Here is a 13,058-nt window from a genome sequence, read left to right as displayed (position 1 = left end):
CTTTGCCGTTACTATAAGTATACAGAACGGCATAAACAAACTCAATACCTTCCGGCTTACACAGTTTCATTTATGGTGGTGCCAAGTGTGCGGGCATGGGAGTTTAGGGTAGAATAATCACAAGTTCATAAAGAACGAAGCGAACAAAGGCGTTGCATTCATCGTGCAATGCCTTTGTTTTTATCCCGGGACTCTAAATTTTATCTGACGGAAATGTAAGGGCGCATTACAGTAACATGTAGTGCGCTTTTGTGTTTTCTAAATATACTGTCCGGAGCAGTCGTATTGCTGGCAAAGGGCAGGTAGAGGGCATAGGAGGGGAGAAATGAAAAAATTAGAAATTATCATCAGACCAGGTAAATTGGATGATTTACGAGAATTGCTGGAAGTATGCGAATATCATGGAATTATGATTACGAATATTATGGGATATGGTAATCAGAAGGGAGTCACAGATCAGCACATGTGGCGTGGAGTGATGCCCAAGTCGGGCAATACAATCCCGAAACTGAAGGTGGAATGTGTTGTTACTGCAGAGGAATCTGAACCGATTATTCGAAAGGTTTGTCGGGAAATACGAACAGGTGTGTATGGAGATGGAAAGATTTTCATTACAGATGTGGCAGATATTGTTCGTATCAGGACCGGCGAACGAGGAAAAGACGCTTTGTAAAATTTTGATATACTACTCATAAAGGAGGTATGCGGTTTTGCGTATGCCTCCTTTAAACGTGAAAAGCTATTGACAGCAATAGGGAAGAATGGTAAAATTAGACTAAAGTTCAAACAATGGTCTAAAGCGTTCAAGGGAGATAGAACTTATGACGTTAATTACGAATATACAAAAGTATTCCATACATGACGGAGATGGAATTCGAACCAGTGTTTTTTTTAAAGGTTGCCCGCTTAAATGTGCATGGTGCCACAATCCGGAAACACAGAATTTTAAGAAACAGATTCTGACGAATCGGGAGAAATGTACCGGATGCGGAGCCTGCGTGCAGGCCTGCCCGAATGGAGCGATTCGGATAGAGGACGGTAAAGCGGTTACTGATCACAATAAATGCGATGGTTGTGGAAAATGTACAGAGTATTGCCTGGCTAACATCCGGGAAGTCGCGGGAAAGGAATATGCGATAAAAGAGCTCGTAAAAGAGCTGAAGAAAGATGAAATGTTCTATGAAGAATCTGGAGGAGGAGTAACCCTGTCCGGCGGAGAAGTGATGTGCATGGATATGGACTATATTCTTCCGCTTGTAAAGGAATTGGATCGGCATGGAATCACGGTTACGATTGATACATGCGGCTATGCGCCTTATGAGAATTTTGAAAAGATTCTTCCATATATCAATACGTTTCTCTATGATATAAAAGTGATGGACGATGAAGTACATCAGAAATATATCGGAGTCAGCAATCAGCTGATTCTGGAGAATCTTGAAAAACTGAGCGCTGATCCGGCACGGAAAGCAAAAATCTATATTCGTATTCCTACAATCAAGGGGGTAAATGCAGATGATGCGAGTATGCAGGCGGTCATCGACTGGCTGAAAGCTCATCATATACAGGTGGCGCAGGTGAACCTCCTGCCTTACCATAATACTGGAAGCAGTAAGTACGGACGGCTGGAGACGGATTATCCGGGGGAAGCACTACAGACACCTGCCAAGGAAGAAATGGAACATTTTACAGAACTGTTTAAAAAAGCAGGATTTCAAAACACAAAAATAGGAGGGTAAAGCTATGGAAAAAAGAGGTATGAATGCAAGAGTTCAGGCACTTCGTGAATTGAGTGTGAGCACTCAGCCGCACATTGACCTGGAACGTGCAAAGAGTGAAACGGAGACTTATAAGAAATATGAAGGACAGCTGTCTATTCCGGAACTTCGTGGACAGGTTCTCTATGACTATTTCTCAACCAAGACTCTTTACATTGGAGAAGGAGAATTAATTGTTGGTGAGAAAGGTGACAGCCCGCAGGCGGCACCGACATTTCCGGAGCTTTGCTGCCATACTGTAGAAGATATGCATGTAATGAATGATCGTGAACTGATCAATTTTTCTGTAAAGGAAGAAGATTATGACTATCAGGAGAAAGTTGTTATTCCGTATTGGGATAACCGTTCTACCCGTTCCAAGATCATTGCAAATATGACACCGGAGTGGAAGGATTGTTACGAAGCAGGTATCTTTACAGAATTCATGGAGCAGAGAGGACCGGGACATACGGTAGGATCTGTGAAGATCTATGAAAAAGGATTCCTTGATTATAAAGAAGATATTCAGAAGTCTATCGAGGCACTGGATTTCCAGAATGATCCGGAAGCATTTGATAAGAGAAACCAGCTTCGCGGTATGTCTAAAGCATGTGATGCCATTATGAAACTTGGTGAACGTTATGCGGCATATGCGAGAGAACTGGCAGAAAAAGAGACGGATGAACAGAGAAAAGCAGAATTGCTTCAGATTGCAGCAAACTGTGATGTTGTTCCGGCACACAAACCGGAGACATTCTGGCAGGCAATTCAGATGTACTGGTTCGTTCATCTGGGAGTTACTACAGAGTTAAATCCATGGGATGCTTATTCGCCGGGACGTCTTGATCAGCACCTGAATCCATTCTATGTAAAGGATACAGAGGCAGGAATTCTGGATGAAAAGAAAGCACTGGAACTTCTGGAATGTCTGTGGGTGAAATTTAATAATCAGCCGGCACCGCCGAAAGTTGGAATTACTTTGAAAGAGAGCTCCACCTATACTGATTTCGCAAATATTAATACAGGTGGAATTACGCCGGACGGAGAGAACGGTGTAAATGATGTAAGTTATTTGATTCTGGACTGCATGGATGAAATGAAACTGCTTCAGCCAAGCTCCAATGTTCAGATCAGCCGCAAGACTCCACAGAAATTCCTTAAGAGAGCATGTGAGATTTCTCGTAAAGGATGGGGACAGCCGGCATTCTATAATACGGAAGCAATTATTCAGGAGCTCCTGAATGCAGGAAAGTCGCTGGAGGATGCAAGACGCGGTGGTACCAGCGGGTGTGTTGAGACCGGAGCGTTTGGAAATGAAGCATATATCCTGACCGGATATTTCAATATTCCGAAAGTATTTGAACTGACACTGAACAACGGATTTGATAAGATGAGCGGCAAACAGCTTGGATTAAAGCTGGGATATGCAACGGATTTTAAGACATATGATGAGCTGTTTGATGCATTTAAGAAGCAGATGAAGTATCTCATCGATATCAAGATCGAAGGAAGTAATGTAATCGAAAAGATTTTCGCAGAATATATGCCGGCACCGTTCCTTTCTATTATTACAAATGACTGTATTTCCAAAGGAAAGGACTACAATGCAGGCGGAGCAAGATACAATACCAAGTATCTTCAGGGCGTTGGTATCGGAACTATCACAGACTGTCTGGCAGCTGTAAAATATAATGTATACGATAAGAAGACATTTACCATGGAAGAATTGATGCAGGCTCTGGATGACAACTTTGAAGGACATGAGAGAATTCTGAATCTGGTGAAGAATCATACACCGAAGTACGGAAATGATGATGATTATGCAGATGATATCATGAAGAGCGTATTCGGATATTATCAGGGAGAAGTAACCGGAAGAAAGAATATGCTGGGCGGAACATATCGCGTGAACATGCTTCCGACTACCTGCCATGTTTACTTCGGAGATGTTATGATGGCCAGTGCGAACGGACGTCTTGCTCATGTTCCGGTTTCAGAAGGAATCTCTCCGGAAAAGGGTGCAGATACAAATGGACCGACTGCAGTTATCAAATCATGTGCAAAGATGGATCATTTGATGACCGGAGGAACGCTTCTTAATCAGAAGTTTACTCCAAGTGTAGTAGCCGGAGAAGAAGGACTTGATCAGATGGCAAACCTGATCCGCTCATACTTTAATATGGATGGACATCATATCCAGTTCAATGTTATCGACCGTGAGACTCTGATCGCAGCACAGAAGAATCCAGAGGAATACAAAGACCTGATCGTTCGTGTTGCCGGATACAGTGATCATTTCAGAAACCTGAGTAAAGCGCTCCAAGATGAAATTATCAATCGTACAGAGCAGAGCTTTAATTAATCTTAATTAAAAATGCATAAGGCAGGGACGTAACATTGTATTGTGTTACGTCCCTTTCATGAACAGTTACGAACATTTTATAATACAACTTCAGGAGGCAATGGAAAAATGAAGAGAGAGTTTTTCGAAGAAAACAGAAAAGAATTGTATAAGAGTCTGGAACCGCAGTCGCTTGTCATTATGTTTGCGGGACATGCACCACGCAAAACAAATGATGAAGACTACCCGTTTTTTACAAATCGTAATTTCCTGTACTTAACAGGTGTTGAACAGGCTGATACCGTTCTTATGGCAGTGACAGGCAAAGAAGGGGAATATGAAGAAAAACTGTATATTCTGCCACCGGATGCCATGAAAGAAAGATGGACAGGACGAAGAATCAAAGAGGCGGAAGCGGAGGAGTTATCTGGAGTTCATGCGTTTGGTTATGTGGGAACTTTTAAAGAAGATATGGAAAAAAATATCCGTTCAGGCAATGTGAAACGTGTATGCCTTGACTTTGATGAAGCCTTCCAGAATGATGGGGGTAATGAAGCATTTGCACTTGCAAGAGAACTGAAGGAAACTGCACCGTATATTGCGCTTGAAAATATTCATCCACAGTTGAAACGTCAGCGTACGATTAAAAAGCCATGTGAAATTGAAGCGATGAGAAAGGCCGAGATCATTACCGGTGCCGGAATCGAAGCCATGATGCGTGCGTCCAAACCGGGTATGTATGAATATCAGTATAAAGCAGAGTTTGATTATGCGCTGGCACAGAGAGGGGTCCTTGCACCGGGATTTCCGTCTATTATCTCAGCGGGAAATAATAACTTCTGTATCCATTATTATGACTATCGCGGACAGTCAAAGGATGGAGATATGATTCTGAATGACGTGGGCGCTGTCTGGGATTATGAAATCAATGATGTTTCCAGAGGATGGCCGTGTAACGGAAAATTCTCTGAGCGTCAGAAATTGCTGTATCAGTGTGCATATAATACATCTGAATATATGTTCCGTACACTGAAACCGGGAATTCCGATGAAGGAAGTAGACAATATGGTTCGTAAATACAACTTTGAACAGTTGAAACAGGCCGGAGTGTGCAGCAATTATGAAGACATCGGTACTTATATGTGGCATGGTGGAGCGCATCATGTCGGATTCGATGTACATGATGTGGTAGATGCGAAAGAAAGATTGACCGCACCGAACATGGTATTCTGTGTGGATGTCGGAATATATCACGAAGAGTGGGGAATCGGCTTCCGTCTGGAGGATAACTGCCTGATTACAGAAAATGGATGTGAGAATCTTTCTCATGCAATCCCGAGAACAATCGAGCAGATTGAAGGGATCATGGGACATTAGTTTGCAAATTGTGATGGAAAAGAAGCATAGAAAAAAGGACAGTTCCAATTGGACTGTCCTTTTTGTCAAGCTTATGTAAGTCTTTTTTCGAAATTACCGTCTATATCGCATCCTTCGGTGAAAATCATAAATGCGTTCGGATCAATAGATTTTACAATGCGTTTCAACTCGTTGACTTCGTATTTTGAAACGACAACCATCAGGATAGAGGAATCTGCATGTGTGTATGCGCCCTCTCCATCCCAGTTCGTAACACCACGCCGCGTCTGCTCCATGATTGCTTCAGCAATACCCGCTTTCTTAGTGAAAATCATAACGCTGACATTGATATTCTGAATATGTATGTGGTCACATGCTGTTGCGTACACAACGCCATAGATCAATGAGTAGATTACGATTTCGATGTTGAACATGAAAAAGCAGATACTGTACACAAAAATGTTAATCAACAGTCCTACTTTTCCTACACTAAAGCCTGGAAAGCGCTGGGTCATATAGATTCCCAGAATGTCCTGCCCACCGCCTGAACTCTCTCCGCGAAGAATGAGTCCGGAACCTGCACCTGCAATAATGCCACCGATGATACATGCGGTCAGATAGTCCTCGATGAGCGGTGCGGATGGAATCGGAATCAAGGTAAGTGCCGCAGTCTGAACTACGATTACGATCATGGACCGCACAAAAAAGCCTTTCCCCATTTTTGACCATGCCAGATAGATGAGTGGCAGGTTGAGCAGAAAGTAAATAATACCGGCAATATCTGTTTGCCCGAATGAAATACCGGTGATTGCGATGAGCAGGGTACGGATTAACTGTGCAATACCCATGAAACCGCCGTTATATAATGAAAGCGGAATGATCATCACATTCAACCCAAAGGCAAACATGACAGCACCGAAAACAGCAGTGCCAAGAGATGTAATCGCATGGCGCTGCTCTTTTGAAATTGGTAAATTGAATGACATACTGTTTCCCCCTTGTTTGGAAATATATTCATCTAACATTTAGAGTATAGAGAAAAGTAAGGAGAAAATCAATGATCTTTTTTAAAAATGAAAAATAATTCGTACTAGCTTGTGGAAAGAAGATTTTCGAGTGCATTATCCTTCCCCAGTGTAAAGTGATCATCATGGAGAATGCTGAAAGCGTGTTCATAATCATTCTCGCGCATATATGTGATCATTTTTTTTAGATTTGTATTTGTAGCGTCAATCTGCATACCGTTTCGGACTGAATAGAGTCCGATACGAACCAATTCTGCAAGATTCGATTCGTAAAAACGGGTAATACGTTCGTTTTCAAAAATGCTGATGATTTCCAGGTGCATTTGGGTATCTGCAAGTTCCCATTCAAAAGGGTCGGCGGCCACAGCACACATGCGAACAACACGGGCCTCTATTTTATAGGAGAATTCTTCTGCACGACCGCTGTCAAAAATCAGCTTGAAAGCAGCACCTTCGAACAGTTCACGAATCTGATAGATTTCTGTGACGGCTTGGTAACTGATCTCTTTTACACGCATGGATTTGTAGTAATCCGTCACAATCAGTCCTTCTGACTGCAACATTTTGAGTGCAGTCCGAATCGGATTACGGCTCATGCCCAGTTCCTGAGTCAACATTGATTCCGTGAGTGTCATTCCGGGGGCATAAGTGAGATTCAGTATGTTGTTCTTGATTTTTTCATAAGCCTGATCGGCAAGTGATTTTCTTGGAGCAACCATGATTTTCCCTTTCTGTTTTTAAAAAAAGTATTGTATATATTGTATAAAAAAGAGAAGGGAAATTCAAGGTTTTGTAGAAAATTGTCTTATGGATATTTTTGTGACGCAGCAGTATTGACTTTTGCGATAAGAAATGGTAAATTGTATGCAAATGAGGAAATTGTATACAAATTGAATGATTGTATACAATGAAACAACGCAAAAAACAGCCAACAGAATTAAAGAAGCACAAGCGGTCAAAAGCCGTATGCAGGATATTTCAGGAGGAGAAGGGTATGAAATTAGGATTTATTGGGTGTGGAAACATGGCAGGAGCTATGATGAAAGGAATCATTGAGAATCATATTTTTAAACCAGATGAAATAATTGGTTCCGATTTATTTGCTCCGGGAAGAGAACGTTTGAAAGAGCAGTATGGAATTCATGTGACAGACGATAATAAGGAAGTTGTGGAGAAATCTGAGGTTGTGATCTTATCCATTAAACCACAGTTTTATGAAAGCGTGATTGGAGAAATAAAATCTCTGGTAAGGCCGGAACAGCTGATCGTTACGATTGCTCCGGGAAAGACACTTGAATGGTTGGGAGAGCAGTTTGGTGATACTGTAAAAATTATCCGTACAATGCCAAATACTCCGGCGATGGTAGGGGAAGGTATGACTGGAGTGACTCCGAATAAAAATGTGACGAAGGAAGAACTGGATTATGTATGTCGGATTCTTCAGGGATTTGGAAAGACAGAAGTGATTACAGAAAACCTTATGGATGTGGTTGTCGCTGTAAGCGGAAGCTCACCGGCATATATCTTTATATTTATTGAAGCAATGGCCGATGCAGCGGTGAAAGAAGGAATGCCGAGAAATCAGGCGTATAAATTTGCTGCACAGGCAGTGCTGGGAAGTGCAAAAATGATTCTTCAGACAGGCGAGCATCCGGGTGTACTTAAAGATATGGTATGCTCACCAGGAGGAACAACGATTGAAGCGGTTCGTGTTCTTGAAGAGAGAGGGCTTAGAAGTGCTGTTTTTGAGGCGATGGAAGCTTGTGCAGAGGTTGCAAAAAACTTATAATTATGATACAATAATGAAAGAGGCCGGGTGTACTTGTGCATCCGGTCATTTCTATATATGTTCTGAAATGTTGGAGTTCCAGAACGTCTGCCGGCTGGATGCAGGCAGTTTGAGGAGGTTAGGTAAGTGGCATCAAAGCAAAATGTTAAGCGTCGAATCGTAGATGCAGCGTGGGAATTGTTTTATGAAAAAGGATATGACGATACAACTGTGGATGATATCATTCGATTATCTGATACTTCTAAAGGATCGTTTTATTATTATTTTTCTGGAAAAGATGCGTTGCTGGACACGCTTTCGACAATTCTGGATGAGTATTATGCAAATCTGGAGGAAGAGCTTGATGAAAATATGAACAGCTTTGATAAGCTGATGTTTTTGAATTATAAGTCGCATTTGTTTATGGAGACGAAGATTGATGTGACGCTTCTGGCATCTTTGTATTCCACACAGCTGATCGCAAAAGGAGAACGTAATCTTCTGGATCAGAACCGGACATATTATCGCCTGATCAGCAGAATTGTGGAAGAAGGGCATGTGAGAAACCAGATCAGCAGGGAAAAGTCGATCCAGGAAATCACAAAGTATTATTCGCTTTGTGAACGCGCGCTTGTTTCAGACTGGTGCCTGAACAGAGGAAGCTATTCGCTTGCGGAATACAGTAAGGAATATATGCCGATTTTGATGGAGCATTTCCGGGTTAAACAATAGGCGGAAAGGAACGAGGGCATGGAAAAGAGTGACAATAAAGGACTTTTGTCAGTGCATCTGGCCGTATTTTTGTTCGGAGTGGTCGGGCTTTTTGCCAAGCTGGTGGATCTCCCTGCGGTTATTATTGTTTTGGGAAGAGTGCTTTTCTCGTCGGTGTTTTTATGGGGCTTTTTGTTGGTACGAAGACAGAGAATCCGATTAAAGAGGCGAGCGGATTATCTGTGGATGATCGCAGCCGGTGTGATTCTTGCGGTACACTGGAGCAGTTTCATGCAGGCGATTCAGAGTTCCACGGTGGCAGTTGGAACTTTGGCATTTTCTACATTTCCCCTTTTCGTTACAATTATGGAACCATATGTATTTCATGAGAAACTCAAAGCATCGGATGTTGTCTGTGCAGTTGTCATGCTGGCAGGTGTATTTCTGATCGTTCCGGAATTTACGCTTCAGAATACGATGACAAGGGGTGTTCTGTGGGGACTTTTAAGTGCAGTGACTTATGCAGTGCTGTCGTTGATGAATCGGAAGTTTTCGGGGAGTTACCCGGCAACGGTCGTATCGTTCTATGAACAGGTAACGGCAGCGGTCGTGTTGTTCCCGATGTTGTTGATTTTGAGACCGCAAGTCACATTGAAAGATGTGGGTGTGCTGATGCTTCTCGGCGTTGTGTTTACTGCCGTTGCTCATTCCCTTTTTATAAATGGATTTCGCACGGTACGCGTGCAGACGGCCGGCATTATTTCCGGACTGGAATCAGTTTACGGAATCGTAAGTGCTTTGATTTTTCTCGGAGAGATCCCCGGAATCAGGGAGATCGCAGGCGGTGCTCTGATCCTTGCAGTTGTTTTTTATTCTACACAAAAAGTGGCTGAATGAGCGGAAATATAAGAGAATTGGAAGAAAACTATTTACGAACCGGGAGAGTTTCGTTAAAATAGGGTACAGTAATAAGAAAAAAAGGAGATTGATAATATGGCAAATCCAATCGTAACATTTGAGATGGAAAATGGTGATGTAATGAAGGTGGAATTGTATCCGGAAGTTGCACCGAATACAGTTAATAACTTTATTTCACTGGCAAATAAAGGATTCTATGATGGGCTGATCTTCCATCGTGTCATCAATGGATTTATGATTCAGGGCGGATGCCCGAATGGAACCGGTATGGGCGGACCGGGGTATTCTATTGCAGGAGAGTTCGCTCAGAATGGCTTCGACAATCAACTGAAACACGAACCGGGTGTGATTTCCATGGCTCGGGCAATGAATCCGGATTCAGCGGGATCACAGTTCTTTATTATGCATAAGAATTCTCCACATCTGGACGGTGCTTATGCAGCATTTGGTAAGATCATCGAAGGCATGGATGTGGTAAATAAGATTGCTGAGACGGACACTGATTTCAGAGATAAACCGATTACAGATCAGAAGATGAAAAAGGTGACGGTTGAAACATTTGGTACAGAATATCCGGAACCGGAGAAGTGCTAATAAGAAAAACGGGAAAGGCAGCGTTTGATATAGGCGCTGCCTTGATAAATATGAGGAAATGGCATGAAGATGATTAAGACAGATAAGCTGGTATTTGAATATGCAAAACGTGACGAGGAAGGCAATATCATCGGAATGAGCCGTGCTGTGGATGAGGTGGATCTGGATATTGAGCCTGGGCAGTTTATAGCAATTCTTGGGCATAACGGTTCGGGAAAATCTACGCTGGCAAAGCATATGAATGCGATTCTGGTACCCACAGAAGGAACGATGTGGGTGGACGGAAAAGATACAAAAGAAGAAGAGTATTTATGGGATATCCGGCAGAGTGCGGGGATGGTTTTTCAGAATCCGGATAATCAGATCATCGGTACAGTGGTGGAAGAAGATGTCGGATTTGGCCCGGAGAATCTCGGAGTGCCGACGGAACAGATCTGGAAGAGAGTGGAGGAAAGCCTGAAGGCGGTCGGGATGATCGAGTATCGGCATCACTCTCCCAATAAGCTGTCAGGAGGGCAGAAACAGAGGGTGGCAATCGCAGGAGTTATGGCTATGCGCCCGAAGTGTATTGTACTGGATGAACCGACTGCAATGCTCGATCCCAACGGACGCAAGGAAGTATTGGAAAGTGTACAGGAATTGAGAAAGAGAGAACATATTACGGTCATTCTGATTACGCATTATATGGAAGAAGTTGTGGACGCGGATCAGGTGATCGTGATGGATCATGGACATGTTGTGATGCAGGGAACTCCAAGAGAGATCTTTTCACAGGTTGATTTGCTGAAAGAGTACAGACTGGACGTGCCGCAGGTTACGATCCTTGCGGATGAGCTTCGCAAGAGAGGGCTTGATATTCCTGCAGGTATTTTGAAAAAAGAAGAATTGGTGGAAATATTATGTCGATAAAATTAGAACATGTGAATTATATTTACAGCGCAGATACTGCTTATGAAAAACAGGCTTTAAAAGATATCTGTCTGGAGATCCCGCATGGACAGTTTGTCGGAATTATCGGGCATACCGGTTCGGGAAAATCTACTCTGATCCAGCATCTCAATGGCCTGATCAGAGCGACGAGCGGAACGGTTTATTATAACGGAGAAAACATTTACGCAGACGGTTATAATATGAAAGAACTGCGCAGCCAGGTGGGATTGGTGTTCCAATATCCGGAGCATCAGCTTTTTGAAGTGGATGTGCTCAAAGATGTATGTTTCGGACCGAAAAATCAGGGATTCTCGGAGAAAGAGTGTGAAGAACGTGCCCGGGAAGCTTTGAAGTTGGTAGGACTCAAGGAGAAATACTATGAGCAGTCTCCGTTTGAACTTTCCGGTGGACAGAAGAGAAGAGTGGCAATAGCCGGAGTGCTTGCCATGTGTCCGAAAGTGTTGGTTCTGGATGAACCGACAGCAGGACTTGACCCGAAAGGCAGGGATGAGATCCTGGATCAGATCGCATATCTGCATAAGACGAGTGATATGACGGTGATCCTGGTTTCTCATAGTATGGAGGATATCGCAAAATATGTGGATCGTATCATTGTGATGAACCATGGGGAAGTTATGTTTGATGATGTGCCGAAGCGCGTGTTCTCACATTATAAGGAACTGGAATCCGTTGGACTGGCGGCTCCACAGGTGACTTACATCATGCACGAACTGAAGGAGAACGGATTGGATGTGTCCGTCCATGCGACAACGATTGAGGAAGCGGCGGATGAGATCATGGCTGCTGTGACTAAGAAGGAGAAGACGGAATGATTCGAGATATTACAATAGGACAATATTATCCGGCGAACAGCAGGATTCACCGCCTGGATTCGAGGGTGAAAATTGTGTGTACACTTTTGTACCTTATTTCGCTTTTTATGTTTAAAAGTATTATCGGTTATCTTCTGGCGACCTTGTTTCTTGTATGTGTGGTCAGATTGTCGACTGTTCCGGTGAAGTATATCCTTAAAGGACTAAAACCGATCATAATGCTTCTTATGATTACAGTTTTGTTTAATCTCTTTTTGACGCCGGGAGGAAGGCTGCTTTTTCATTTCGGACCGCTCAAGATTACAGAACAGGGTTTAAATACAGCTGTATATATGGCAATCCGGCTGATCTATCTGATTATGGGATCTTCGCTTATGACGCTTACTACGACGCCGAATGCCCTTACAGATGGTCTGGAAAGTCTTCTTAAGCCGCTGGGACATCTGAATGTTCCGGTGCATGAGATTGCGATGATGATGTCGATCGCTCTTCGTTTCATACCAATTCTGTTGGAAGAAACGGACAAGATCATGAAAGCGCAGATTGCGCGCGGCGCTGATCTGGAGAGCGGAAATATCATTCAGAAAGCTAAGGCTCTGGTACCGATTCTTGTACCGCTGTTTGTATCTGCATTCCGGAGAGCGAATGATCTTGCAATGGCGATGGAGGCGAGATGTTATCATGGCGGTGAAGGAAGAACAAAAATGAAGCCACTGATCTATAAAGGCAGGGATTATGCAGCTTATGCGGTGACGATTGCTTATGTTGCAATCTCCTTTGTGGCAGGAAGATATATTCCGTTTAAAATCTGGATCTTCTAATAAT

At 43.0% G+C, this 13,058-nt stretch carries 13 protein-coding genes; 11 read left to right on the top strand and 2 right to left on the bottom strand.

All coding sequences use genetic code 11. The annotated features are described in order from the left end of the window. Positions 1-325: 325 nt before the first annotated feature. The 4 genes from ACTNA4_RS13865 (at position 326) to ACTNA4_RS13850 (ending at position 5,475) form a co-directional block, all read left to right on the top strand. Positions 326-673, top strand: a complete 348-nt coding sequence (locus ACTNA4_RS13865; RefSeq protein ID WP_427806940.1) for a P-II family nitrogen regulator — start codon at positions 326-328, stop codon at positions 671-673. Between the two features lie 148 nt (positions 674-821). Then, positions 822-1,739 carry a trans-4-hydroxy-L-proline dehydratase activase gene (locus ACTNA4_RS13860; protein WP_427806941.1) on the top strand — a complete coding sequence of 306 codons (918 nt, stop codon included), beginning with the start codon at positions 822-824 and terminating at the stop codon, positions 1,737-1,739. A gap of 4 nt (positions 1,740-1,743) precedes the next feature. Beyond that, entirely contained in the window at positions 1,744-4,119 is a 2,376-nt protein-coding gene (hypD, locus tag ACTNA4_RS13855) for a trans-4-hydroxy-L-proline dehydratase (protein ID WP_427806943.1), read from the top strand. A gap of 108 nt (positions 4,120-4,227) precedes the next feature. Then, positions 4,228-5,475 carry an aminopeptidase P N-terminal domain-containing protein gene (locus ACTNA4_RS13850; protein ID WP_427806944.1) on the top strand — a complete coding sequence of 416 codons (1,248 nt, stop codon included), beginning with the start codon at positions 4,228-4,230 and terminating at the stop codon, positions 5,473-5,475. Between the two features lie 71 nt (positions 5,476-5,546). On the opposite strand, the gene ACTNA4_RS13845 is transcribed toward ACTNA4_RS13850, so the two are convergent. Together ACTNA4_RS13845 and ACTNA4_RS13840 are read right to left on the bottom strand one after the other, a co-directional pair. Further along, positions 5,547-6,440, bottom strand: a complete 894-nt coding sequence (locus ACTNA4_RS13845) for a YitT family protein (RefSeq protein WP_427806945.1) — start codon at positions 6,438-6,440, stop codon at positions 5,547-5,549. A gap of 104 nt (positions 6,441-6,544) precedes the next feature. Continuing rightward, positions 6,545-7,198 carry a GntR family transcriptional regulator gene (locus ACTNA4_RS13840; protein WP_427806946.1) on the bottom strand — a complete coding sequence of 218 codons (654 nt, stop codon included), beginning with the start codon at positions 7,196-7,198 and terminating at the stop codon, positions 6,545-6,547. A 275-nt stretch (positions 7,199-7,473) separates the two neighbouring features. Here ACTNA4_RS13840 and proC point away from each other — a divergent pair, with 275 nt between their 5' ends. The 7 genes from proC to ACTNA4_RS13805 all read left to right on the top strand — a co-directional run bounded on the left by proC (position 7,474) and on the right by ACTNA4_RS13805 (position 13,054). Beyond that, positions 7,474-8,268 carry a pyrroline-5-carboxylate reductase gene (proC, locus tag ACTNA4_RS13835; RefSeq protein WP_427806947.1) on the top strand — a complete coding sequence of 265 codons (795 nt, stop codon included), beginning with the start codon at positions 7,474-7,476 and terminating at the stop codon, positions 8,266-8,268. A 126-nt stretch (positions 8,269-8,394) separates the two neighbouring features. Next, positions 8,395-8,979 (top strand): TetR/AcrR family transcriptional regulator, encoded by a 585-nt coding sequence (locus ACTNA4_RS13830; RefSeq protein WP_427806948.1) that lies wholly within the window; start codon positions 8,395-8,397, stop codon positions 8,977-8,979. Between the two features lie 18 nt (positions 8,980-8,997). Then, positions 8,998-9,855: a DMT family transporter gene (locus ACTNA4_RS13825; RefSeq protein ID WP_441030619.1), complete on the top strand. Its 858-nt coding sequence runs from the start codon at positions 8,998-9,000 to the stop codon at positions 9,853-9,855. 96 nt (positions 9,856-9,951) lie between these two features. Further along, positions 9,952-10,470, top strand: coding sequence for a peptidylprolyl isomerase (locus ACTNA4_RS13820; RefSeq protein WP_441030617.1), 519 nt, complete (start codon positions 9,952-9,954; stop codon positions 10,468-10,470). Positions 10,471-10,533: 63 nt separating this feature from the next. Beyond that, entirely contained in the window at positions 10,534-11,379 is an 846-nt protein-coding gene (locus ACTNA4_RS13815; protein WP_427819609.1) for an energy-coupling factor transporter ATPase, read from the top strand. Next, positions 11,370-12,233, top strand: a complete 864-nt coding sequence (locus tag ACTNA4_RS13810; RefSeq protein WP_427806952.1) for an energy-coupling factor transporter ATPase — start codon at positions 11,370-11,372, stop codon at positions 12,231-12,233. Before ACTNA4_RS13815 ends, ACTNA4_RS13810 begins: the two co-directional genes overlap by 10 nt. Beyond that, the gene (locus ACTNA4_RS13805) at positions 12,230-13,054 is read left to right on the top strand and encodes an energy-coupling factor transporter transmembrane component T family protein (protein WP_441030615.1); all 825 of its coding nucleotides are present in this window, start codon (positions 12,230-12,232) and stop codon (positions 13,052-13,054) included. Before ACTNA4_RS13810 ends, ACTNA4_RS13805 begins: the two co-directional genes overlap by 4 nt. The last annotated feature ends 4 nt before the right edge of the window (positions 13,055-13,058 follow it).

The sequence above is a fragment of the Bariatricus sp. HCP28S3_A7 genome, assembly GCF_052066375.1.
Taxonomy (GTDB): domain Bacteria; phylum Bacillota; class Clostridia; order Lachnospirales; family Lachnospiraceae; genus Allocoprococcus.
The sequence above is the reverse complement of the archived record's forward strand: the minus strand, read 5'-3'. Positions and strand labels throughout refer to the sequence as shown.

Coding starts and splice junctions, on each gene's coding strand:
- ACTNA4_RS13865 (WP_427806940.1), top strand. CDS start 326: ATGAAAAAATTAGAAATTATCATCAGACCAGGTAAATTGGATGATTTA.
- ACTNA4_RS13860 (WP_427806941.1), top strand. CDS start 822: ATGACGTTAATTACGAATATACAAAAGTATTCCATACATGACGGAGAT.
- hypD (WP_427806943.1), top strand. CDS start 1,744: ATGGAAAAAAGAGGTATGAATGCAAGAGTTCAGGCACTTCGTGAATTG.
- ACTNA4_RS13850 (WP_427806944.1), top strand. CDS start 4,228: ATGAAGAGAGAGTTTTTCGAAGAAAACAGAAAAGAATTGTATAAGAGT.
- ACTNA4_RS13845 (WP_427806945.1), bottom strand. CDS start 6,440: ATGTCATTCAATTTACCAATTTCAAAAGAGCAGCGCCATGCGATTACA.
- ACTNA4_RS13840 (WP_427806946.1), bottom strand. CDS start 7,198: ATGGTTGCTCCAAGAAAATCACTTGCCGATCAGGCTTATGAAAAAATC.
- proC (WP_427806947.1), top strand. CDS start 7,474: ATGAAATTAGGATTTATTGGGTGTGGAAACATGGCAGGAGCTATGATG.
- ACTNA4_RS13825 (WP_441030619.1), top strand. CDS start 8,998: ATGGAAAAGAGTGACAATAAAGGACTTTTGTCAGTGCATCTGGCCGTA.
- ACTNA4_RS13820 (WP_441030617.1), top strand. CDS start 9,952: ATGGCAAATCCAATCGTAACATTTGAGATGGAAAATGGTGATGTAATG.
- ACTNA4_RS13815 (WP_427819609.1), top strand. CDS start 10,534: ATGAAGATGATTAAGACAGATAAGCTGGTATTTGAATATGCAAAACGT.
- ACTNA4_RS13810 (WP_427806952.1), top strand. CDS start 11,370: ATGTCGATAAAATTAGAACATGTGAATTATATTTACAGCGCAGATACT.
- ACTNA4_RS13805 (WP_441030615.1), top strand. CDS start 12,230: ATGATTCGAGATATTACAATAGGACAATATTATCCGGCGAACAGCAGG.